This window comes from Geodermatophilus aquaeductus (assembly GCF_900182545.1).
Classification (GTDB): domain Bacteria; phylum Actinomycetota; class Actinomycetes; order Mycobacteriales; family Geodermatophilaceae; genus Geodermatophilus; species Geodermatophilus aquaeductus.
Genome location: NZ_FXTJ01000012.1, coordinates 124,695 through 146,566, shown reverse-complemented (window position 1 = coordinate 146,566; position 21,872 = coordinate 124,695). Strand labels below are relative to the sequence as shown.

22 protein-coding genes and 1 riboswitch are annotated in these 21,872 nt (G+C 77.0%); of the genes, 11 read left to right on the top strand and 11 right to left on the bottom strand.

Going from position 1 to position 21,872, the window contains the following annotated elements:
• Positions 1-489: HNH endonuclease signature motif containing protein (locus FN207_RS22410; protein WP_142460658.1), on the top strand; the 489-nt coding region annotated here is incomplete at its 5' end.
• A 15-nt stretch (positions 490-504) separates the two neighbouring features.
• Here the strand turns inward: FN207_RS22410 and FN207_RS22405 are convergent.
• Genes FN207_RS22405 through FN207_RS22395 form a run of 3 tightly spaced genes read right to left on the bottom strand, consistent with a single transcriptional unit; the run spans position 505 to position 2,584 of the window.
• Entirely contained in the window at positions 505-996 is a 492-nt protein-coding gene (locus FN207_RS22405) for an FAD-dependent oxidoreductase (RefSeq protein ID WP_142460657.1), read from the bottom strand.
• Positions 993-1,538, bottom strand: coding sequence for a GNAT family N-acetyltransferase (locus tag FN207_RS22400; RefSeq protein ID WP_185938507.1), 546 nt, complete (start codon positions 1,536-1,538; stop codon positions 993-995). Before FN207_RS22400 ends, FN207_RS22405 begins: the two co-directional genes overlap by 4 nt.
• Positions 1,535-2,584, bottom strand: a complete 1,050-nt coding sequence (locus FN207_RS22395; RefSeq protein WP_221888354.1) for an LLM class flavin-dependent oxidoreductase — start codon at positions 2,582-2,584, stop codon at positions 1,535-1,537. The genes FN207_RS22400 and FN207_RS22395 overlap by 4 nt, the downstream gene beginning before the upstream one ends.
• Positions 2,585-2,858: 274 nt before the next feature.
• Positions 2,859-2,969: riboswitch (SAM riboswitch) on the bottom strand.
• A 158-nt stretch (positions 2,970-3,127) separates the two neighbouring features.
• On the opposite strand from FN207_RS22395, the gene FN207_RS22390 reads away from it, so the two are divergent.
• Positions 3,128-4,549: an NADP-dependent succinic semialdehyde dehydrogenase gene (locus tag FN207_RS22390; protein WP_142460656.1), complete on the top strand. Its 1,422-nt coding sequence runs from the start codon at positions 3,128-3,130 to the stop codon at positions 4,547-4,549.
• 31 nt (positions 4,550-4,580) lie between these two features.
• Complete coding sequence (locus tag FN207_RS22385; protein ID WP_142460655.1) at positions 4,581-5,168, top strand: hypothetical protein; 588 nt, start codon at positions 4,581-4,583, stop codon at positions 5,166-5,168.
• Between the two features lie 20 nt (positions 5,169-5,188).
• On the opposite strand, the gene FN207_RS22380 is transcribed toward FN207_RS22385, so the two are convergent.
• The 4 genes from FN207_RS22380 to FN207_RS22365 form a co-directional block, all read right to left on the bottom strand.
• Positions 5,189-5,548, bottom strand: coding sequence for a hypothetical protein (locus FN207_RS22380; protein WP_142460654.1), 360 nt, complete (start codon positions 5,546-5,548; stop codon positions 5,189-5,191).
• A 67-nt stretch (positions 5,549-5,615) separates the two neighbouring features.
• The gene (locus tag FN207_RS22375) at positions 5,616-6,074 is read right to left on the bottom strand and encodes a hypothetical protein (RefSeq protein ID WP_142460653.1); all 459 of its coding nucleotides are present in this window, start codon (positions 6,072-6,074) and stop codon (positions 5,616-5,618) included.
• Complete coding sequence (locus FN207_RS22370) at positions 6,061-6,861, bottom strand: MEDS domain-containing protein (RefSeq protein ID WP_142460652.1); 801 nt, start codon at positions 6,859-6,861, stop codon at positions 6,061-6,063. Before FN207_RS22370 ends, FN207_RS22375 begins: the two co-directional genes overlap by 14 nt.
• Positions 6,858-7,595 (bottom strand): ANTAR domain-containing protein, encoded by a 738-nt coding sequence (locus FN207_RS22365; protein WP_246066274.1) that lies wholly within the window; start codon positions 7,593-7,595, stop codon positions 6,858-6,860. Before FN207_RS22365 ends, FN207_RS22370 begins: the two co-directional genes overlap by 4 nt.
• A 181-nt stretch (positions 7,596-7,776) precedes the next feature.
• Here FN207_RS22365 and FN207_RS22360 point away from each other — a divergent pair, with 181 nt between their 5' ends.
• The 3 genes from FN207_RS22360 to mscL are packed head-to-tail and all read left to right on the top strand — an operon-like array spanning position 7,777 to position 10,419.
• Positions 7,777-9,423 (top strand): GGDEF domain-containing protein, encoded by a 1,647-nt coding sequence (locus tag FN207_RS22360; protein ID WP_142460651.1) that lies wholly within the window; start codon positions 7,777-7,779, stop codon positions 9,421-9,423.
• 14 nt (positions 9,424-9,437) lie between these two features.
• On the top strand, positions 9,438-9,959 hold the full coding sequence (locus FN207_RS22355) for a GNAT family N-acetyltransferase (RefSeq protein WP_142460650.1): 522 nt from the start codon (positions 9,438-9,440) through the stop codon (positions 9,957-9,959).
• Positions 9,960-10,008: 49 nt separating this feature from the next.
• On the top strand, positions 10,009-10,419 hold the full coding sequence (gene mscL, locus FN207_RS22350) for a large conductance mechanosensitive channel protein MscL (protein WP_142460649.1): 411 nt from the start codon (positions 10,009-10,011) through the stop codon (positions 10,417-10,419).
• Positions 10,420-10,422: 3 nt separating this feature from the next.
• Here mscL and FN207_RS22345 read toward each other — a convergent pair whose 3' ends face one another.
• Entirely contained in the window at positions 10,423-11,736 is a 1,314-nt protein-coding gene (locus tag FN207_RS22345; RefSeq protein WP_142460648.1) for a carboxylesterase family protein, read from the bottom strand.
• A gap of 128 nt (positions 11,737-11,864) precedes the next feature.
• Between FN207_RS22345 and FN207_RS22340 the strand changes: the two genes are divergently transcribed.
• The 4 genes from FN207_RS22340 (at position 11,865) to FN207_RS22325 (ending at position 14,800) form a co-directional block, all read left to right on the top strand.
• The gene (locus tag FN207_RS22340; RefSeq protein WP_142460647.1) at positions 11,865-12,716 is read left to right on the top strand and encodes an alpha/beta hydrolase; all 852 of its coding nucleotides are present in this window, start codon (positions 11,865-11,867) and stop codon (positions 12,714-12,716) included.
• A gap of 9 nt (positions 12,717-12,725) precedes the next feature.
• Positions 12,726-13,298, top strand: coding sequence for a class I SAM-dependent methyltransferase (locus tag FN207_RS22335; protein WP_142460646.1), 573 nt, complete (start codon positions 12,726-12,728; stop codon positions 13,296-13,298).
• A gap of 70 nt (positions 13,299-13,368) precedes the next feature.
• On the top strand, positions 13,369-13,920 hold the full coding sequence (locus tag FN207_RS22330; protein WP_221888353.1) for a pyridoxamine 5'-phosphate oxidase family protein: 552 nt from the start codon (positions 13,369-13,371) through the stop codon (positions 13,918-13,920).
• A 37-nt stretch (positions 13,921-13,957) separates the two neighbouring features.
• Positions 13,958-14,800, top strand: coding sequence for an SMP-30/gluconolactonase/LRE family protein (locus FN207_RS22325; RefSeq protein ID WP_142460644.1), 843 nt, complete (start codon positions 13,958-13,960; stop codon positions 14,798-14,800).
• Here FN207_RS22325 and FN207_RS22320 read toward each other — a convergent pair.
• The gene (locus FN207_RS22320; protein WP_142460643.1) at positions 14,797-16,449 is read right to left on the bottom strand and encodes a Na+/H+ antiporter; all 1,653 of its coding nucleotides are present in this window, start codon (positions 16,447-16,449) and stop codon (positions 14,797-14,799) included. The two genes, FN207_RS22325 and FN207_RS22320, sit on opposite strands and share 4 nt — an antisense overlap.
• 91 nt (positions 16,450-16,540) lie before the next feature.
• The gene (locus FN207_RS22315; protein WP_142460642.1) at positions 16,541-17,530 is read right to left on the bottom strand and encodes an LLM class flavin-dependent oxidoreductase; all 990 of its coding nucleotides are present in this window, start codon (positions 17,528-17,530) and stop codon (positions 16,541-16,543) included.
• 120 nt (positions 17,531-17,650) lie between these two features.
• Here FN207_RS22315 and FN207_RS22310 point away from each other — a divergent pair, with 120 nt between their 5' ends.
• Positions 17,651-18,346 carry a hemerythrin domain-containing protein gene (locus FN207_RS22310; protein ID WP_185938506.1) on the top strand — a complete coding sequence of 232 codons (696 nt, stop codon included), beginning with the start codon at positions 17,651-17,653 and terminating at the stop codon, positions 18,344-18,346.
• Positions 18,347-18,362: 16 nt separating this feature from the next.
• Here the strand turns inward: FN207_RS22310 and FN207_RS22305 are convergent, their stop codons facing one another.
• A complete protein-coding gene (locus tag FN207_RS22305) occupies positions 18,363-21,722 on the bottom strand; it encodes an ATP-binding protein (RefSeq protein ID WP_142460640.1) in 3,360 nt (1,119 codons plus the stop codon).
• Positions 21,723-21,872: the final 150 nt, after the last annotated feature.

The window sequence follows — 21,872 nt, the reverse complement described above, 5'->3', positions numbered from 1 at the left end:
AGCCTGCCGACCCTGCGCGGGGTCAGGCCACAGGTCATCGCCAAGATCAGCCTCGAGGACCTCGCCACCGGCAGCGAGACCGCGGAGATGGGATTCGGGGCGGTGATCTCCGCCGCCCGCGCCCGCTGGCTGGCCGGCGACGGTGCGGTCTCCCGCGTCGTCTTCGGCCCCGATGGTGTCCCGCTCGACCTCGGCCGCGAGCACCGCCTCGCCACCCGCCACATCCGCCGAGCAGCCGAACTCCGCGACGGCGGCTGCGTCTTCGCCGGATGCTCCGCCCCGACACACTGGTGCGACGTGCACCACCTCGTGCACTGGATCGACGGCGGCGAGACCAGCCTCGACAACTCGGCGCTGCTGTGCGAACGCCACCACACCAAGGTCCACCACGGCTTCCGCGTCGAGCGACAACCCGACGGCCGATGGCGCACCCGGCGACCCGACGGCACCGAGATCAGCGCACCCGCGGCACTGGTGCCCGCCGCCTGACGCACCCGTGCGGGCTCAGCCCGCCGCGGCCAGACCGACGTGCCCGGAGGCCGGGCCGAGCAGCAGGTCCGCGACCTGCTCGGCCAGGTCCGCCGCCACCTGTGCGCCGGTGCCGGGGTCCGCCGCGACCGACACCACGGCCCCCGACCGGGCCAGCGCCGCCCCGGACGCGCCCGCGCCCGTGGCCACCACCGCGGCGTGCGCGCGCACCGCCGCGCCGGCCGCGGAGCGCACGAGCACGCCGTCGGGCCGCCGCTCGACCGCGGTGACGCGGCGGTGGTGGCGCACGAGCACGCCGTCGGTGGCCGCGGACGCCTGCAGCGCACGGGCCGCGGCGTCGTCGGGACCGGTGCCCGGGCCGAACCGCTCGAGCAGCACCACGCTCGCCCCCCGGCGGGCCAGGGCGCGGGCGGTCGCCGCGCCGACGGTTCCGCCACCGACGACCACGACGTCGGCACAGCGAGGGGTGGCGGTCAGCGGCACGGGACGGGCGGCGAGCGAGGTCATGCGGGCACTCCCAGGGACTTCTCGAAGGCGTACAGGCGCTCTGCCACCGGCAGGCGGCGCAGCGTCTCGATGTCGGTGGGCCGGGGCACGGCGGGGTCGAACAGCGGTGTCCAGCCGGCGGCGAGGTAGAGGCCGCGCGCCTCCGGCTGGCGCGGCCCGGTGGTCAGGTACATGCGCCGGTAGCCGACGGCGGCCGCGCGGGTCTCCAGCTCGGTGAGCACCCGGCGGGCCAGGCCCCGGCGGCGGTACGCCGCGGCGGTCCACATCCGCTTGACCTCGGCGGTGCCCGGGTCGGCGTGCCGGCGGAACGCGCCACCGGCCACCGGCCGGCCGTGGGCGAGCAGCAGCACCAGGTCGCCGTCGGGTGGGAGGAACTCCGTCACCGGGTAGCGGGTCAGCTCGTCGGCGGCCCCGCCGAACAGGTCGCCGTAGCGGCGGTCGTACTCGACGGCGAGCTCGGCGAACAGCGGCGCGGCCAGCGGGTCGTCGGGGTGGACGCTCACCACCGACAGTGCCGACGCCGCGGAGAGGTCGGCGGTCACGCGGGCACCGCCGTCGCCGGCCACACCCTGCTCGGCAGCTCGGCTCGCAGCACCGGCGCCACCGTCTCCAGGAACAGCGAGAGGTTCGCCCGCTGCTCGTCGGCGGGCAGGCTCAGCCCCTCGATCCCGACCTGGAGGACGTCGACCCCGCTGAACTCGGCATGCCAGCGGGCCAGCTTCTCGGCCACCTGCTGCGGGCTGCCGACCAGCAGCGGCCCGCGCTCGACGGCGTCCTCGACGTCGGTGAACTCCGGCGCGTTGTGCTGCGCGGCCGGTGACCGCAGGAACGCCCGGTAGCGCGGCCGCACCGCCTCGACGGCGTCCTGGCTGCGCTCGGCCACGTACAGCCCGCCGCACCCGACGCCGACCACCCCGGCCTCCGGCCGGTGCCCGTGCGCAGCCAGCCGCTCCCGGTAGTGCGCCACCAGGTCGGTGTACTTCTTCGTCGGGTGGAAGGCGTTGGCGCTGAACAGCGGCTCGCCGAACCGCGCGGCCAGCTCGGTGGACTCGGTCGACGACGCGCTGCCGTGCCACACCGGGATCGGCTGCTGCAGCGGCCGGGGCAGCGTCGTCGCCTCCTCCAGCGCCGGGCGCCAGCTGCCCGACCAGGTGACCCGCTCCTCCCGCCACAGCCGGCGCAGCAGCTCGTACTTCTCCCGGTTGAGCTGCCACTGCTCGTCGAGGGAGTGGCCGAACAGCCGGTTCTGGACCGGGTCGTTGCCCTTGCCGATGACGAGGTCGACGCGGCCGCCGGAGAGGTGGTCGAGCGTGGCGAAGTCCTCGGCCACGCGCACCGGGTCGAGCAGCGGCAGCACCGTCACCGTGCTGACCAGCCGCACCCGGGTGGTGACCGCGGCGATCGCCGACAGCAGGACGGTGGGCGCCGACGCCAGGAACGGCGCGGCGTGCCGCTCGCCGATGCCGACGGCGTCGAAACCGGCCCGCTCGGCCCAGAGCGCCCACTCGACGGCGCCGGTGATCCGCTCGGTGTCCGTCCGGGTGCTGCCCGGCGGCTCGAGCAGCAGGTTGGCGGCGAGGAACTTCACCGGGCCTCCGTCCGAGGGCTGGGAACGGCGGGGACCGGGGACGGCGGGCGGGGCATGCGGGGGCGCTCCAGGGAGACTCGTGCGGGGACGCGCCGCCAGAGGGGGCGGCGCGGTCGGGTGTAGGGGAGGGAGGAGGTCAGCGACAGAGCGCGCTGTCGGTGCGCAGCAGGTCGACCGTGCGGCGGCCGACCAGCAGCAGGGCACGGCGGGCCGGCGCACCGGAGCGGGTCTGGATCGACACGCGGACTCCTCGACGGACGGACCCCTGCGAGGGGGACTGCGGTTGCGGCCGCTCCTGCGACCGCCAGGTCGTCACCCGGGGCACCCCGCCGCAGCGGAGGGTTGCCGGCCAGCGAGCCGGGGCTCCGCGCTGGCACTCAGGACCTCCCGCGAACCTAGCCGCCGGCAGGTAATCCCGTCAATCCCGGTCGACTAAGTAGGGATTGACTCCGGCTCCCGCTGTGGGTGACCCGCGGACGACCGGGTAGGGCCTCCTCCGGGAGAGGCGTGCAGCCCCGCGCGCCGACGAGGGAGGGACCGACCATGGCCATCGCCACCATCAACCCGGCCACCGGCGAGACGCTCAAGACCTACGAGCCGCTGTCGGACCGGGCCCTCGACGAGAAGATCGGCCGGGCCGCCGAGGCCTTCCGCAGCTACCGGCTGACGACGCCCGAGGAGCGGGTCGGCTGGCTTCGCGCCGCCGCCGACGTCCTCGAGGCCGACACCGATGCCGTCGCCGAGCTCATGGTCACCGAGATGGGCAAGACGCTGGCCGCCGCGAAGGCCGAGGCCGGCAAGTGCGTCAAGGCGCTGCGCTACTACGCCGAGCACGGCCCGGCGATGCTCGAGCCGAAGCCCGCCGACGCCGGCGCGGTCGGCGCCGAGCAGGCGTTCGTCGTCCACCAGCCGATCGGCGTCGTCCTGGCGATCATGCCGTGGAACTTCCCGCTCTGGCAGGCGATGCGATTCGCCGCCCCGGCGCTCATGGCCGGCAACGTCGGGCTGCTCAAGCACGCGAGCAACGTGCCGCAGACCGCGCTGTACCTGGAGGAGCTGTTCCGGAAGGCCGGCTTCCCCGCCGACGTCTTCCAGACCCTGCTCATCGGCTCGGGGGCCATCGAGGGCGTGCTGCGCGACGACCGCGTCGCCGCCGCCACGCTCACCGGCAGCGCCCCGGCCGGGCAGTCGGTGGCCTCGATCGCCGGCGACGTGCTGAAGAAGACCGTCCTCGAGCTCGGCGGCAGCGACCCGTACATCGTCATGCCCTCGGCCGACCTCGACCGCGCCGCCGAGGTGGCCGTCACCGCGCGCTGCCAGAACAACGGGCAGAGCTGCATCGCCGCCAAGCGGTTCTTCGTGCACACCGACGTCGCCGAGGAGTTCACCCGGCTCTTCGCCGAGAAGATGGGCGCCCTCGTCGTCGGCGACCCGATGGAGGACGGCACGCAGGTGGGCCCGCTGGCCACCGAGTCGGGCCGGGAGGACGTCGAGCGCTACGTGCAGGACGCCGTCGACAAGGGTGCGACCGTCGTCGTCGGCGGCACCCGCCCCGACCGTCCCGGCTGGTACTACGCCCCGACCCTGCTCACCGGCATCACGCCGGAGATGGACCTCTACGACGAGGAGGTCTTCGGCCCGGTGGCCGCGCTGTGGACCGTCGACAGCCTCGAGGAGGCCGTCGACATCGCCAACAGCCACCCCTACGGCCTGGGCGCGAACCTGTGGAGCGACGACGAGCAGGAGCGCGCGACGTTCATCCGCGATGTGCAGTCGGGCATGGCGTTCGTCAACGGGATGGTGACCAGCTACCCCGAGCTGCCCTTCGGCGGGGTCAAGCAGAGCGGCTACGGTCGCGAGCTCACCGACCTGGGCATGTACGAGTTCATGAACGCCAAGACCGTGTGGATCGGCCCGCGCAGCAGCGAGCAGGCGCAGGGCGACACGGCCAGCGCGTCGGAGTGAGGCCCGCACCGCAGGGGTAGGGCCCGCTCCCATGACGACGTCCACGGACAACCACTTCCTCGCCCAGGCCGTGCACGACCTCGGCACCGCCCTGTGGTTCGGCGGGTCGGTGATGGGCATCGCCGGCGTGAACAAGTCCGGCGCCGACCTGACCTCCGGCATCGACAAGGTCCGGGTGGCCAGCTCCGCCTGGAGCCGGTTCTCGCCGGCGCAGTGGGGCGGGATCGCCGCCACGCTGGGCACCGGGATGCAGCTGACCTCGTCGAACAAGGGGCGGCTGGCGCTGCAGCGGGGCTACGGGCGGGTCGGCGCGGTCAAGGCCGCGCTGACCGTGGCCGGCGCGGGTGCCACCGCCTTCGCCGCCTACTCGGGAGCGAAGATCGGCAAGCTCGCCGAGCAGGCGGCGAACAGCGGGGGAGGCCTCGAGGTCAAGGACGCGACGCTGCCCTCGGCCGGCACCCCGCCGGAGATCAGGAAGTGGCAGGGCCGGCAGCGCGTCACCCAGGCCGCGGTCCCCGTGCTGGCCGGCGGCGTGATCGTGTGCAACGCCTGGCTGGTGCAGGCCTACCGGCCGGTGTCCACCGTCAAGGGCCTGCTCGGGAGGGTCCTGCCCGGCTGAGCTCCGCGCCCGGCCCCGGCTCAGTCCGGGGCCGGGCCCACCCCGTCGGCGGTCAGCCGCAGCCAGCCGTCCCCGGGGGCCTCGATCCGCACCGTGGTGACGGCCTCCGCCGCGATCCCCAGCCGGTCGCCGCCGGCGACCCAGCCGCCCACCTGCACCTCCAGGCCGGCGGCGCCGTCGACCAGCCGCACCGGCCGCGGGCGCACGGACCTGCCCGACCCCGCCAGGTCGGCGGCCAGCACCTCCGACAGCAGCAGGAGCAGCTCGTCGACGACGGTCGGCGGCCAGCCCTCCGCCTCGCCCAGCGCCCGCACCCACGCCCGCGCCGGCTGCGGCCGCCGCGGGTCCACCAGACCCTCCCGGGCCGCTCTCTCGGTCATCGCTCGACCACCCCCCGTGGGCAACGAGGTGCCCGTCAGCGGGGTGCGCGACACGCCGGTCCGGGGCTCAGGCGCGGTCGGGGTCCAGGGCCCGGACGACGACGCAGCTCCCCGTCCCCGCCCGCACCACGGTGAGGGTGACCGCGGGGGAGACCTTCTCGGCCAGCCACAGCATCAGCAGCCGGCGGTCGGGGGGCACCGCGTGCGGCGGCAGCGGCGGGCACCCGCCGCGGGCGTGCACCTCGCCGGTCACCTCGGTGCCCTCGCGGGTGATGCGCACCCGCACGCCGGCCGGTCCGCCGTCCAGGACCGCCACGGTGCCGACGGCCTCGTGCAGCACGAGCACCAGTTCCTCGCGGCGGGTCCGCTCCAGCCCGGCCGCGGTCAGGCAGGCGTGCCACCAGCGCCGGTTCTCCGCGCTCTCGCGCGGGTCGAGCACGCGGTCGGCCACCAGCACGCCGTCGTCGGCGGCGTGGGCCACCACCGGCGAGCCCGCCGCCGGCCCGCGCCGGTCACCGGAGAACACCCTCGGCACCCTCGTCGGGAGGCGCGTCGACGAGGTCGACCGTGCGGTCGGGGTGCCGGTCGGCGAGCAGGCGGACCAGCCGGGCGGTCAGCCGGGAGGCGCCGACCAGCGTGAGCCCCGGCGGCCCGGCGGCAGCGGCCACCAGCGAGTCGGCGGCGCCGACGTCGAGGAAGCGCAGGTCGGCGACGTCCCAGGAGGCGGGACGGCCGCCGCCGGCCAGCGTCGCGTGCAGGACCGCGCGCAGCGCGTCGGCGTTGCCCGAGTCCAGCTCGCCGGCGAGGCACAGCAGTTCGCCGCGGCGGGTGAGCCGGAAGACGCCGTCGTCGTACACCGGGGCCACGTCGACCTCCGTGTCGTGGAGTGCGGTGAGCTCCCCGTGCTGTCCGGGTTCGAGCAGGGAGCGGAAGTAGGGGCAGAGCACGGTGAACGGGTGCTCGGCGGCCAGCGGGGCGACGGCGGCCTCGAAGGCGTTGACGCCGGGGGTGGTGATCGCCCCGGAGAACCGGACGCCGGCGTAGCCCTCGGCCAGCGCGCCGGTGACCGCCGCCGCCAGCCGGCCGGGGTCCGGGGGCACGAGGCGCACGGCCGTCGTCGCCGAGGGCTCCCAGCCCGGCCCGACGACGCCCGAGCGGCGCAGCCGGGCCCAGATCAGCTCCTCGCGCCCCTCGAGGCCGGCCAGCAGCACGCACTCGCCCCGCCGTACGCCCTCGGCGACGAAGTCGCCGACGACCTGGGTGTGCGCCTCCTCGCTGTCGAGGACGGCGAAGGCGTGCCCGCCGCGGGTCATCGGGCCCCGTCCGGCGGGTGGGCTGGGGGTGTCTCCCCGGTCTCGGTGACCAGCGCCGCAACGTCGCGGACCTTGCGGCCGGCGTCGTGCGAGGCGCGGACGAGGATGCCGAACGCGGCGTCGGCGGTGATCCGGTAGCGCTCCATGAGGACTCCCTTGGCCTGGCCGATGACGTCGCGGCTGGCCAGGGCGACGGTCAGGTGCTGCGTCCGCTGCAGCGTGCGCAGGGCGAGCGCCGCGTGCCCGGCCACCGGGAGCAGGGTCGCCCGGTCGGGCCCCGCGCCGGAGCCGGTGACGTACACCGACAGCGCGCCGACCACCTCCCGACCGGTGTCCAGCGGCAGGCAGGTCGCCCGCCGCACCCGCGTGGCGGCGGCCGGTGCCGCGAGCGCAGGCCAGCGCAGGTCCCGGCCGAGGTCGGCACTCCCCGACGGCGTCCCCGCGAGCGCGCCGGCCAGCGGCCCGGTGCCCAGGCGGACCTGGACGGCGTCGAGCCCGGCGGCCGGCCCGTCGCTGCCGGCCGGCTCGAGGGGGACCCGCCCGGGCCCGAGCAGGGTCACCGCGACGCTGCAGGTCGCCGGCAGCGCGGCGGCGAGGTCGGCGGCCACGGCTCGCACCGCCGCGGCGACGTCCCCGGCCGCGTGCCACCGCCGGGCGGCGTCGAGCAGCCACCCGCCCGGGTCGGAGTCGGACCGGGCGGCGGGAAGGGACGGGATCGTGGCCGCAGAGCGCACTGCGACACCTCCAGCGGGCGGAGCCCGGGGTCGGCATGCCGTCGTCCCGTGTCTCGAACGTCGGGCAGCGTCCTGACATCGTGCCACCCGATCGGGCGACGCGCCGAAGCCCGACCCCGGAGAGTGAGTCGGCACACACCGGAGGCTCAAGGACCGCGCGTGTCCTGCCGATCCGCCCGAGGTGACCGCCACCCCGAGAACGCCGGCCGAGCGCGCGGACGTCCTGTCCTCGCTGCTGCGCCTGCCCGACGCCGTGCTGGCCGCGATCGCCACCGACGGCGTGCTCGTCCCGATGCCGGCCTCGGTCGGCGTCCCGCCGGAGCGGGTCATGCCGCTGCCGGCCGACCGCGCGACCTTCCTCGAGGCCGTCCTGCCCGCCGACGCCATGACCGTCATCACCGCCTGGGAGCGCGCCCGCACCCACGGCGTCGGCCTGGCCACGGTGCACGGCCGCCGCGAGCCGGGGGTGCCGCTGTCGCTGACCTTCGTCGACCTCCGCGAGGCGCACGGCGTGTTCGTCGGCGCCCTCGAGGTCCTCGACGCCGCCTCCGCCGACCGCGGGCCGGCGTCCCTGTCCGGCCTGGAGGTGTCCCGGCGGCCGCGCACGGCGACCGTCCGCAAGACCTCGCTCGCGGTCATCACCGAGATCGACGAGCGCGCCACCCGGATGCTGGGCTGGACGGCCGCGGAGATGGTCGGCCAGCGCTCCTCGGAGTTCGTCCACCCCGACGACCAGGAGCGCGCGATCGCCAACTGGCTGGATCTGCTCTCCCGGCAGGAGTCCCAGCGGGTCCGGCTGCGGCACCGCCGGTCCGACGGCTCGTGGGCGTGGCTGGAGCTGGAGAACCAGTACGTGCCCGCCGACGACCCGGCCGACGCCGTCGTCGTCACGCAGATGAGCGACGTCTCCGACGAGATGGCCGCGCACGAGGCGCTGCGCCAGCAGGAGCGCCTGCTGCGCCGGCTGACCGAGGCACTGCCGCAGGGCATCCTGCAGCTCGCCGCCGACCGCGCGGTCGTGCACGTCAACTCGCGGCTGCCGGTGCTGCTCGGTGTGCCCGCCGTCGAGGGGTGGGACGACCTCGCCGGCGTCGTCGACGAGGCGGGCCGCGGAGCGCTGGAGACGGCGCTGTCCCGGGCGCTCGACGTCGGCGAGGACGCCACGCTCGAGGTCGGGATCGGCACCCCCGCCGGCGAGGCGCGGGTGTGCGCGGTCAGCGTGGTGGCCCTCGGCGACCGCGAGGGCGCCCCGGGCGCGCTGGTCTGCGTCTCCGACGTCACCGACAGCGCCCGCATGCGCGAGGAGCTCACCGCCAAGGCGACCTTCGACCCGCTCACCGGCTGCCACAACCGCGCCTCGACCATGGCGGTGCTGGAGGCCGCGCTCGCCGAGCCGGGCGGGCGGCCGACCGCGGTGGTCTTCGTCGACCTCGACGAGTTCAAGCCGGTCAACGACACCCTCGGCCACGACGCCGGCGACGAGCTGCTGGTGACCACGGCGCACCGCCTGGCGAGCGTGCTGCGCAGGGACGACATCGTCGGCCGCCTCGGCGGCGACGAGTTCCTCGTGGTCAGCCGCGGCGTCGACGGCCCCGACGCCGCCGCCGCGCTCGGCGCCCGGATCCGGGCGGCGCTGTCGGTGCCGGCCGAGATCTCCGCCGGCGCCGTGCGGCTGCGGGCCAGCCTCGGCGTGGCGGTCGGCGAGCCGGGACTCGACGGCGCGGCGCTGACCAAGCGGGCCGACCAGGCGATGTACCTGTCGAAGCAGGGCCGCCGCGGCGAGCCGGTGCTGTGGACGGCGGACCTCGGGACACCGGTGCTCGTCTGACTACGGTCGGCCGGGTGCTCGTCCGCGACGCCACCCCCGACGACGCCGCCGCCTGCCGCGACGTCTACGCCCCCTACGTCACCGGCAGCGCCGTCTCCTTCGAGACCGACCCGCCGACGGCCGGGGAGATGGCCCGCCGGATCGCCGCCGCCCAGGAGCGGCACGCGTGGCTCGTCCTCGACGACGGCGGGACGGTGCGCGGCTTCGCCTACGGCGGGCCGTTCATGTCCCGCGAGGCCTATCGCTGGTCGTGCGCGGTGAGCGTCTACCTCGAGCCCGGCCGGCGGCGCACCGGTGCCGGCCGGGCGCTGTACGAGGCGCTGTTCGAGCGGCTCGCCGCGCGCGGGTACCGGGTGGCGCTGGCCGCCGTCGCGCTGCCCAACGAGGCCAGCCTCGGCCTGCACCGGGCCCTGGGCTTCGAGCCGGCCGGCACCTACCGCCGGGTCGGCTTCAAGGACGGCGCCTGGCACGACGTCGCGTGGCTGCAGCGCGACCTCGGCCCCGGCCCGCGGGACACCCCCGCCGAGCCGCGCTGAGGCCCGCGCGGCCCTACGCTGCCGCCGTCGGATCGGACGGGGAGGGACCGTGCGCGGACTGCTGACCAGCTTCCGGAACTTCGCCTTCAGCGGCAGCCTGGTCGACCTCGCCGTCGGCCTGGCCATCGGGGCGGCCTTCGCCACGGTGGTCGAGTCGCTGGTCGGCGACGTGATCCTGCCGCTGGTGGCGGCGGTGTTCGGCCAGCCCGACTTCGACGCCCTGGTGCTCACCGTCAACGGCTCGCAGATCCGCTACGGGTCGTTCCTCACCGCGTTCGTGTCGTTCCTGCTGCTCGCGGTGACGATCATGTTCCTGGTGCAGGCCATCCGGCGGGCCACCGGCCGGGAGACCGCCGGCGCCCAGGGCAACCGGGAGTGCGACCACTGCAAGAGCTTCATCCCGGTGGACGCGTCGGTGTGCATGTTCTGCACGCGCGACGTCGAGCCGGTCGTCCCGTGACGGTCAGCCCCCGCTGATCCGCACGGACGGCGCCGGGGCGGCCTCGCCGGTGCGCGCGAACCCGGCCCACACCCGGCGGACCTCCCGGCCGGCCGCGACGACGTCGTCCCAGGGGATGCCGGCCAGCAGCGGCGAGGTCTCCCAGGTGGCGCGGTGCGGGAACAGCAGCGGCAGGTCGATGGCGTGCGCGCCGGTGAGGGCGTCGGTGCCCAAGGAGAGCACGTAGTGCTCCGCCCGGCCGCCGGCCGCCCGGTGCCGGCGGGCGAACCGCTCGGCGTCGCGGGCGTAGATGCGGCGGGTGAGCAGGCGCACCAGCGGCTCGACCAGGACCCGGCCGGCGACGGGGACGCGGGCCAGCCGCGCGGCGGGCGGCAGCAGCGCGACGAACAGCGCGACCTCGCGGCTGTTGGTGCCCACGAGCAGGTCGACCTCCGGAGCGGTCCGCGCCCAGGCGGCGGCGAGGTCGTCCTCGGCCGGCAGCGGCGGGAAGCCGTACTGCGTGCCGAAGGGCATGGCGGCGTTCAGGCCGTGGCGCCGCGCCCGGGCCGCCACCCGCGCCTGGGCGTCGACCACGTCCTCGACCGGCGCCGCCGCGTCCAGGGTCTGCGCCTCCTCGGCCATGGCGGCGCTCATCCGCGCGCGGCCGCGGGAGAGCCCCAGCGGCGCGCTGGACACGATGGCGCGGCGGAACAGCCCGCGGGCGCCGTCGGCGGCCATGAGGTGCGCGATCGCGTCGCCGCCGGCGGACTCCCCGAACAGCGTCACGGTGCCCGGGTCCCCGCCGAAGGCCGCGACGTTGTCCCGCACCCAGCGCAGCGCCTGCAGCAGGTCGAGCAGGCCGAGGTTGGCCGGCCGGTCCCCGCCGCCGAGGAACCCGAGCACGCCGAGCCGGTAGGTCACGGCGACGACGACCACCCGCTGCTCGCGCACCAGCGCGGCGGGGTCGTAGGCCGGGGCGTCGCCGGCGCCGCTGACGTACGAGCCGCCGTGCACCCACACCATCACGGGCAGCCGGTCGCCGGGGCCCGCGCCCTCGGGGACGGTCACCGACAGCCGCAGGCAGTCCTCGTCGGCGACGAGCTCGCCCATCGGGTCGGCGACCATCTCCTCGAGCTCCGGCGCCGGCGGCTGCGGGCACGCCGGCGCCCACGAGGTCACCGCGACGACGCCGTCGGCCGGCGGCTCGGGCAGCGGCGGGGCGAACCTCTCCGCCCGCGCGTAGCGGATGCCGGTGGCCCGCACGACGCCGTCGGAGCGCCAGCCGGTGAACGTCCCCGCAGGTGCGGCGAAGCGGGGCTCGGTGGCCTGCTGCGTCATGCCGCGCGGCTCCCGACCGCGGCGGAGCGAGAGGTGGTCACCGGACGGACCGTATCCCGGAGGTGGCCGCCCACCGCGGGCGTGCGCGGGCTACGGTCCGTCCGGCGTCGGATCGAGCGGGAGGTCGCGTGACCACAGCGGTGCGGCACGGCCAGGGCACGCTGCCCTCGGGGCAGTACTGGCAGGGCTGGGCGGTGCCCGACCCGGTCGGCGTCGTCGTCCTCGTCCACGGTGTGCACGAGCACGGCGGCCGGTACGCGCACGTCGCCGAGCGGCTCGGCGCCGCCGGGTACGCCTCCTACGCCCCCGACCACCCGGGACACGGCCGCTCGCCCGGGCGGCGCGGCAACATCGGCAGCCTCGCCGCCGCCGTCGAGGGCGTCGCGCAGACCGCCCGCGCGGCCGCCGACCGGCACCCCGGCGTCCCGCTGTTCGTCTACGGCCACAGCCTCGGCGGGCTGGTCGCCCTGCAGTACCTCACCGGCGAACCGCACGAGCGGGTGGCCGGCGGCGTGGTCTCGGCACCGGCGCTGGACACCAGCACCGCCAACCCGGTGCAGCGGGTGGTCGCGCCGGTGCTGTCCCGCCTCGCCCCCGACCTGGGCGTGCTCACCCTCGACGCCGAGACGATCAGCCGCGACCCCGAGGTGGTCGCCGCCTACCGGGCCGACCCGCTCAACCACGACGGCAGGATGGTCGCCCGCACCGGGACCGAGCTCATGCTCGGTGCCGCGGGCATGCCGGCCCGGCTGCGCGGCCTGCGCCTGCCGCTGCTGGTGCTGCACGGCGGCGACGACCGGCTCATGCCGCCGTCGGCCAGCGAGGTCGTCCGGCAGCACGCGGGGTGCGAGGACCTCACCGTGCGCATCTGGGACGGCCTGTTCCACGAGCCCCACAACGAGCCGGAGAAGGACCTCGTCCTCGACGACGTCGTCGCCTGGCTCGAGGCCCACACCACGGCGCACCGCACGGCCGGCTAGGGCGGACCCGTGTCCCGGACCCTGCCCGACGGACTGCGGCTGCTGCGCGCGTTCGTCGGCAACCCGCGCCAGGTCGGGGCCGTGCTGCCCACCTCCCGCATCGCGGTCCGGGCGATGCTCGACCTGGCCGACGTCCCCTCCGCCGACCTGGTCGTCGAACTCGGCGCGGGCACCGGCGTGGCCACCCGGGAGATCCTGCTGCGGCTCGGCGACGACGCCCGGCTGGTCGCCGTGGAGATCGATCCGCAGCTCGCGCGGCGGCTGACCGAGCGGCTCCCCGACCCCCGGCTGCAGGTGGTCTGCGACTCCGCGGAGGACCTCGCGGCGCACCTCGACGGCGAGCGCGCCGACGTCGTCGTCTCGATGCTGCCGTTCACCTCGCTGGAGGCCGGGCTGCGCCGCCGGCTGCTCGACCAGCTGCCGCGGGCGCTGCGCCCCGGCGGGACCGCGCTGGTCATCCAGTACTCGCCGCTGGTGCTCGGGGAGCTGCGCCGCCGGTTCGCCGGCGTCCGCACCCGCGTGACGCCGTGGAACGTGCCGCCCGCGTTCCTCTTCGCCTGCACCGGGCCCGTCGCGGGGTGAGCCGGCGGGTCGGCCCGGACGCCGATGACTCCCGCCGCGACGGGGGGTCGGACCTCTCATGACGACTGGCATGACGACCGGACAGATCGACTCCCGCTACGGCGACGCCACGGCCACCCCGCCACCGTGGCCCGAGATCGAGCGCCTGCTCACCGACGCCCAGCTCTACTGGATCGTCACCGTCCGCACCGACGGCCGCCCCCACGCCGTGCCGCTCGTGGGCGTCTGGCACGAGGGCGCGTTCGCGTTCTGCACCGGCGCCGACGAGCAGAAGGCGCGCAACCTCGACGCCAACCCGCACGTGGCCGTGACCACCGGCAGCACGGGCGCGCAGGGCTGGTTCTCGGGGACCGACGTCGTCGTCGAGGGGACGGCGGTCCGCGTGACGGACGCCGGCGCGCTCACCGCCCTGGCCGCCGCCTGGTACGCGAAGTACGGCGAGGACTGGCACTTCGAGGTCCGCGGCGAGGAGTTCGTCGAGGTCAGCTCCTCCGGCGGCGCCACCAAGGGCGGGGTGGCGGAGGGCGGTGTCGCGGAGAGCGGCGCCCCGGTCTACCGGGTCGCGCCGGACAAGGTCCTCGCCTTCGGCGGACCGCACGGCCAGACGCGCTACCGCCCCTGAGCCGCCCCTGAGCCGCCGCGCTCCTACGCTGCCCGCCGTGGATGCGACGACGACGACGCTGGCCGACGACCTGGGCTTCCCCGAGGGCCCGCGCTGGCACGACGGCCGGCTGGTGTTCTCCGACTTCCACGACCGGCGGGTGCGCGCGCTGACCCCGGACGGCGGGCTGACCACGGTGCTCGACCTCGACGACGCGCCGTCCGGACTGGGCTGGACGCCCGAGGGCACCCTGCTCGTCGTCGCGATGACCCGCCGCGCGCTGCTGGAGGTGACCGACGGCGGCCCGGTGGTGCGCGCCGACCTCACCGCCCTGACCCGCTCCCGGGCCAACGACATGGTGGTCGACGCCGCGGGGCGGGCCTACGTCAGCAGCTTCGGCTTCGACCTGGTCGGCGGCGCGCCCGTCGAGCCCACCGGGCTGGTGCGGGTGGACCCCGACGGCGCCGCGTCCGCCGTCGCCGGGGACCTGCGGTTCCCCAACGGCATGGCGCTCACCGACGACGGCCGCACCCTCGTCGTCGCCGAGACCTACGGCGCCCGGCTCACCGCCTTCGACGTCGCCGCCGACGGCTCGCTGTCGGGCCGCCGGGTGTTCGCCGAGACGCCGGGGCTGGCGCCCGACGGCATCTGCCTCGACGCCGAGGGGCATGTCTGGTTCGCCACCGCGCGCACGCCCGAGGTGCTGCGCGTGCGGGAGGGCGGCGAGGTCACCGGGCGGGTCGCCGTCGGGTCGGGGTCGCTGTCCTACGCCTGCACGCTGGGCGGGGACGACGGCCGCACCCTGTTCGTCTGCACCGCGCCGACCTGGGCCGAGGGCGGCCCGCGGGCCGGCCGGATCGAGGTCGCGACGGTCGACGTCCCCCGCGCCGGCCGCCCCTAGGCAGGTCTCGCCGGGAGCAGGTGCTCCTGGTGGTCGAGCTCGCGCTCGAGGGTGCGCAGGCCCTCGTCGGGCAGCCGGCCGAGGTCGCGCCAGCGCAGCAGTTCGTCGCGCTCGGCGTCGATGACGGCTCGGCGCACCCGCAGCGCCGCCTCGTACTGCGGTGACATCGGCACCTCGCCCTCGGCGTCCTCGAGCACCTCCAGCCGCCGCCGGTAGCGGTCCAGGCGGGTGCGCAGCGCGGCGCGGATCGACTCGATGGCGGCGTCGTCGACGTGGTCGTGCTGCTCGGCCTGCAGCTCGTCGAGCCGGGTCAGGCCCGCCTCCACGGCGGCGATCCGCGCCTGGTTGCGCAGCCGGGCGGCGTCGGCGGCGTCGGCCCGCAGACGCAGGCGGCGCACCAGCGGCCCGAACGTGGCGCCCTGCCCGACGAGGGTGACCAGCACGGCGAGGAACGCGCAGAACAGCAGCAGGTCGCGGTCGGGGAAGGGCTCGCCGCTGTCGGTGACCAGCGGGATGGTGAAGACGGCGGCCAGGCTGATGACCCCGCGGGTGCCGGCCCAGCTGAGCACGGCGATCTCCCTGCCCGACAGCTGCCGCGGCGGGGTGCTGGGGTCGTCGTCCTCGTCGGCGGCGGGGGCGCCGCTGAGCCGCATGTGCAGCGCCTGCGGCGCGTGCTCGGTGAGCCACAGCCACAGCGGCCGGACCAGCAGCACCGCGCCCACGGTGATGACCGAGGCGATGACCACCGTCGACGGCGCGTACTCGCCCAGGCCCCGGATGACCGCGGGCAGCTGCTGGCCGATGAGCAGGAAGACGATGCCCTCGAGCAGGAAGTCGACCAGCCGCCAGGACGCGTCGGTCTGCAGCCGGGTGGCGCCGGAGGTCCAGTAGGGCGCGTTGTGCGCGATGACCAGGCCGGCGACGACGACGGCCAGCACCCCGGACACGTGCACCGACTCGGCCAGCAGGTAGGCCACGAACGGCGTCGCCAGGGAGATCGCGTTCGACGACAGCGGGTCGCTGCGCAGCCGGCGCAGCGGGCGGACGCCGTAGGCGACGGCCAGCCCGGCGGCCACGCCGCCCGCGGCGGCCATGGCGAACGAGCCCAGCGCCGACCAGGTGGAGAAGCCGTCGCCGCGCGCCGCGGTGACCGCGACGGTGAGCAGGGTCAGCGCGGTCGCGTCGTTGAGCAGGCCCTCGCCCTGGATGAGCGTGACCAGCCGCGGCGGCAGCCCGACGCGGCGGCCGATGGCCAGCGCCGCCACCGGGTCCGGCGGGGCGACGGCGGCGCCCAGCGCGATGCCCGCGGCGAGGGTGGCGCCGGGCACCCACAGCGCGAAGCCGGCCCCGATGACTAGCGCGGTCACCAGCACGAGCAGCACCGAGAGGCTGACCACCGTGCGGATGTTGGCGCGGATGGCGATCAGCGAGGAGTCCAGCGCCGCGCTGTAGAGCAGCGGCGGCAGCAGGACGCTGAGGACGATCTCGGGGTCGAGCGTGAGGTTCGGGCCGGGCAGCAGCGCGTAGACCAGCCCGGCCACGGTGAGCAGGGCGGCCGCGGGCAGGCCGGTGCGGCCGGCCAGCCAGCGGGCCGCCACGATGACCGCGACCGCGGCCAGGACGAGCAGGACGACGGTCTCGGCGTGCACCGAGTCATCCTCCCCGAGCCGCCCGGCGGCCTCATCCCGACAGACCGCACGCCCGGACGGCAGAGATGGCCATTCCTGCCGCCCGGGGTGGTTACGCGGGGACGGAGTCCATGGCCTCGGCGGTCAGGGCGACCGAGCGGAGCCGGGCCTCGGTGGTCGGCGCCTGGTGGGCCACGATCAGCTCGTCGGCGTCGGCGAGGCGGGCGAAGTCGGTGAGCGCGGCGCGCACCTCGTCGGGGGTGCCGGCGGCGGTGTGGGTGAGCATGCCGTCGACGTGCCGGCCCGCGCCCGAGGACAGCAGCAGGTCCGCGGCGTCGTCGTCGAGGTCGCGGCCCTGGCCGAACAGCCCCACGGCCAGCCGGCGGCGGGTGGTCTGCAGCGCCTCGCGGGCCGCCTCGGTGGTGTCCGCGGCGACCGCGTTGACCCCGGCGATGACGTAGGGGGCGTCGAGCTGCTCGGAGGGGCGGAAGTCGCGCCGGTAGGCGGCCACCGCGGGCCCGAGCAGCTGCGGCGCGAAGTGGGAGGCGAAGGCGTAGGGCAGGCCCAGCGCCGCGGCGAGCCCGGCGCCGAACATCGACGAGCCGAGCACGTACAGCGGCACGTGCGCCCCGCGGCCGGGGACCGCCTGCACGCCGGGCACCCGGGAGTTCCCGGTGAGGTAGCCCTGCAGCTCGAGGACGTCCTGGGGGAAGCGCTCGGCCGAGGCGGGGTCGCGGCGCAGCGCGTACATCGTGTTCTGGTCCGAGCCGGGCGCGCGGCCCAGGCCCAGGTCGATGCGCCCGGGGTACATCGCCTCGAGCGTGCCGAACTGCTCGGCGATCGTCAGCGGCGAGTGGTTGGGCAGCATGACGCCGCCGGCGCCGAGCCGGATCGTCGAGGTGTGCGCGCCCACGTGCGCGATCAGCACGCTGGTGGCCGACGACGCGATCGACGGCATGTTGTGGTGCTCGGCGTACCAGACCCGCGTGTAGCCGGCCTCCTCCGCGGCCTGCGCCAGGGCGACGCTGGCGGCGATGCTGCTGCCGTACGTCTCCCCCCGGGCGACGGGGGCGAGGTCGAGCACGGACAGCGGGATGCGCATGGGGGGACTCCTGGAGGACGGGGGTGCGTACCCGCGGCAACGCGCGCGGCGCCCCGGTGCTTCCGGGGCCGGGTAGTCGGCCGCAAGTCACCGGCAACCGGGACGCGGGACGGTGCCCCCGTGACCGCACCGCTGCCGTTCCCCGTCACGCCCCGCCGGCCCGGCGAACCGGAGGCCGACGTCGCCCGCCTGGCGCTCGCGCACCGCGCGCTGCGCGGCGGCTGCCGGATGCTTGCCGACGTCGCGGAGGAGGCGGCCGCGGGCGCGACCTGGTCACCGGAGCGGCGGCGGGCCGTGGTCGGCTTCGGCCGGGCGGTGCTGCGGGAGGTGCAGGCGCACACCGCGCGGGAGGACGCCGTCCTGTGGCCGGTGACGGCGGCCTGCGCCGGCGCGCACGGCGTGGACCTCGAGCCGCTCACCGAGGACCACGCCGTCCTCCGCGGGCTGCTCCTCCGGGCCGGGACGGCGCTGACGGCGTTCGCGGCCGACCCGGGCGCCGCGCCCGCGCTGGCCGCCGTCCTCGGGGAGCTCGCGGTCGTGTTCGACGAGCACGTCGAGGAGGAGGAGCGGGAGGTGTTCCCCGTGCTGCGCCGGTGCGTGTCGGTGCGCGACCTCGCCCGCTACGAGGCCGTCTGCGCGCGCGGGTCCGGACTGCGGCAGGCGGCCTTCGCGCTGGCGTGGGTCGCCGACTCCTGCGCCGGCCCGGCCGAGCGGGCCGGGCTGCTGGCCGCGACGCCCCGGCCGCTGCGGCTCCTCCTCCGCGCGACCGGCCCCCGCTGGCGTCGCCGCCGCGACCTCGTCGCCGGGAGCCAATAGCGCGGCAGGGGCCCGCTCAGTCGAGGGCGGCGCGGGCGGCGGCGATCCAGCCGGGGTGTCCGGTGCGCTCGGCGACGGCGACCGCGACCGCGCGGTGGGCCTCGGCCGCCTCCCGGTCCCCGCGGGCGGCGGCGAGCCGGGCGAGCAGGGTCGCGGTCGGGCCGAAGGCCATCTGGGCGGTGTGCGTCCCGCACACGGTGTCCCGGTAGGGGAGCAGCTCCGCCTCCGCCTCGGCGGTCCGGGCGGCGTCGCCGAGGGCCAGCCCGACGAGGCCGCGGCAGTACTGCAGGAACGGCGTGACGAGGTCCCGCGCCGCCTGGCCGCGGGGCGGGCCGAGCGACCGCGCCTCCTCCGTCCGCCCGGCGAGCACCAGGGCCAGCGCCCGGGTCTCGTGCGCGAGCTCCGGGGAGATCGGCACCAGGGCCTCGAGCTCCGCGGGGTCGACGCGCCACGCGTCCGGGCTCGCCAGCTGCAGGGCCAGCTGGGTGGTGAGCCGCAGCGCCCGCGCGACCGCGGGGTAGTAGCCGGCGTCGAGCAGGGCCCGCTCGGCCACGTCGTACGCCGCCTCGGCCTCGGCGGTCCGCCCCGCCACGGCGGCGCGCAGGCCGGCATAGCAGCGGGCGATGCCGTGCAGCAGCGGCAGCCCGTAGGCCGAGGACAGCCGTTCGGCCTCCGCGGCGTGGGTGTCGGCGGCGTCGAGGTCGAGCACCGCGCAGGTGTCCTGCAGGAGCACCAGCCGCGCGACCGCCTCGAAGACGCCGAAGCCCTCGCGCTGCGCGAGGTCGAGCAGTTCGGTGCCCAGCGCCGTGGCCTCGCTGCGGTCGCGTCCGCGCACGGCGTGGAACTGCCGGACGGTGAGGGCGTGGGCCAGCGCGAGCGGGTCCCCGCCGAGCCGCGCCTCGGACAGGGCCTCGGCCGAGGCCCCGGCGGCCCGGTCCTCGTGCCGTTCCTCGAGCTCGACGGCCAGCATGGCCAGCAGCCGCGCGCGCTGCGGATCCCCGGGCGGCAGGCCGGCGACGGCCTGCTCGGTGCGCCCGACGAAGCGGTCGTCGACCGGGTCGACCCAGGCGTTCCAGAAGGTCGGCACGTCCGAGGAGAGCAGCACCTCCGCGGCCAGCTCCGCCGGAGCGGGGTCGGGCAGGACGGCCAGGGCGCGGGTGCGCAGCTCGCGGGCCTCGCCGAGCGCCCCGGCCAGCGCGGTGGCGTGTGCCTGGGCGGCCAGCAGCCGGGCCAGCTCCGCGCGGTCGCCGGGCCGGGCGGTGGCGGTGGCCTCGGCCGCGCGCCGCCACATGACCGCGGCGTCGGCGTGGGCGAACCGGCGTCCCGCGAGCTCGGCGGCGGCCTGGGCCCAGCGCGCGGCCGCGGCGGCCGATCCCGGACCGGCTGCGGCGCTGTGGTGGGCCAGCGCGGTCACGTCGTCGGGACGCAGCCGCTCCAGGACGGCGGCCACCCGCCCGTGCAGCCGCGTGCGCCGCAGCGACGAGAGGTCCTCGTAGAGGATGTCGCGCACCAGCGCGTGCACGAAGCGCAGCCGTCCCGGCCCGGGCTCCACCAGCAGGCCGCTGACCAGCGCCGTCTCCAGCGCCTCGACCAGCGCCTCCTCGTCCTCCTCGGTGCCGCCGCCGGCCGGCGCCGCGGCGGCCAGCAGCACCTCGGCGTCGACGTCGCGGCCGATGACGGCGGCCAGCTTCAGCAGCGTGCCGGTGCGGGCGGGCAGCACGCCCAGCCGGTGGCGGACGACGTCGCGCACGGTGCCGGGCACGGCGTCGACGTCGGCGCCCGAGTCGACCAGCCGCAGCAGCTCGCGGACGTAGAAGGGGTTGCCGTCGGCCCGCTCCGCGATCGCGGCGCGGGTGCGGCCGTCGACCGGGGTGAGCGCCCAGTCCTCGACCAGAGCGTCGACGGCGGCCGGGTCCAGGCCGCGCAGGGAGAGGCCGACGGGGGAGCGGCGGGCCAGGGCGGCGAGGACGTCGGCCAGCCCCGCGCTCTCCTCGGGCCGGTGGCCGGCGACGAGCAGCACGCGCGACCCGACCAGGGCCGGCAGCAGGTCCAGCAGCAGCGCGGTGGTCTCGCGGTCGGCGCGGTGCAGGTCGTCGACGGTCACCAGCAGGGGCGTCCGGCCGGCGACGGCGGCCAGCCACGCGCCCACCGCCCGGTGCAGCCGGAAGCGGTTGCCCAGGGGATCACCACCGGTCTCGGGCGGGGCGTGGTCGGTGAGCAGCGCCGCCAGGGGAGCGGGGTCGGCCGGCGGGGTGGCGGCTGCCAGCGACCGCAGCGCGGCGGCCCACGGCCAGCCGGGCGGGGCGCCGTCGGTCTCCGGGCACGACACCGCCAGCGTCGTCCACCCGCGCCCGGCGTGCTCGGCGCGCAGGTGGTCGAGGACGGTCGTCTTGCCGCTGCCGGCCTCGCCGGCGAGCAGCGCGACCTCCACCGACCCGGCGGCGGCCCGGTCGGCGGCGGCGTGCAGCGCGGCCAGTTCGGCGTCGCGGCCGACCGGCCGCGGCACCTCCGGCGCCAGGACGGCGACGGGTGCGGCGGCGGGTGCGGCGGCCGGCGCCGGGCGGCCGACCACCGGTGCCGGGCCGCGCGCCGGCAGCAGGGAGGGCGCCTGGGCGAGGACGGCCTCCTCGAGCGCCCGCAGCTCCGGCCCGGGGTCGACGCCGAGCTCGTCGGCCAGCCGGGTGCGGACCTCCCGCAGCGCGGCCAGTGCCTCGCCCTGCCGGCCGGCGCGGTAGAGGCCCAGGGCGAGCAGCCGCCAGCCCTCCTCGCGCAGCGGGTGCTCGGCCACGTGGGCGCGCAGCTGCGGCAGCGGATCGCGCCCGCCGGGCGCGTCGAGGGCCACCGCCGCGCGGCGCTCGACCGCGGTCAACCGCAGCTCGTCGAGCCGGGCGGCCTCGGGCGCGGCCCACGGCTCGTCGGCGTACTCGGCGTACGCGGGGCCGCGCCACAGGTCGATGGCGTCGCTGTAGCGCTGGCGTGCCGCGGCGGGGTCGGTGGCGGCCAGCCGGTCGCCCTCGTCGAGCAGCCGCATGGCCTCCAGGACGTCGACGGCGTCGTCGGCGGGGCGCAGCGCGTAGCCGGGCGGGACGGTGACCAGCAGCCGGGCCGGCGTGCGCGGGGCCCGGCCCGGCTCCAGCACCCGGCGCAGGTGGCTGACGTGCGCCTGCAGCGTCCCGAGCGCGTCGGCCGGGGAGGCGCCGCGCCACAGATCGGCCACCAGCAGCTCGGCGGGGACGACGTGGCCGCCGGCGACGAGCAGCCGGGCGACGACGGAGCGCTGCCGCCGGCCGCCGAGCTCGAGGGCGACGCCGTCGCGGACGGCGGTCACCTCGCCCAGCACCCGGAACCCGACGGTTCCGGTCCCCGCGACATCCATGGCGGCGCGAGCATAGGTCGGGGTCGGCGGGGGCGCCGAGAGGCTGTGGCGGGTACCGCACCATGTGGTCACGCCCGGGTCACGCGCCGTGCCATGCGGCTCGTGGGTCACCGCCGACCGGCCGGGTCCCCTCCACGGGCCCGGCCGGTC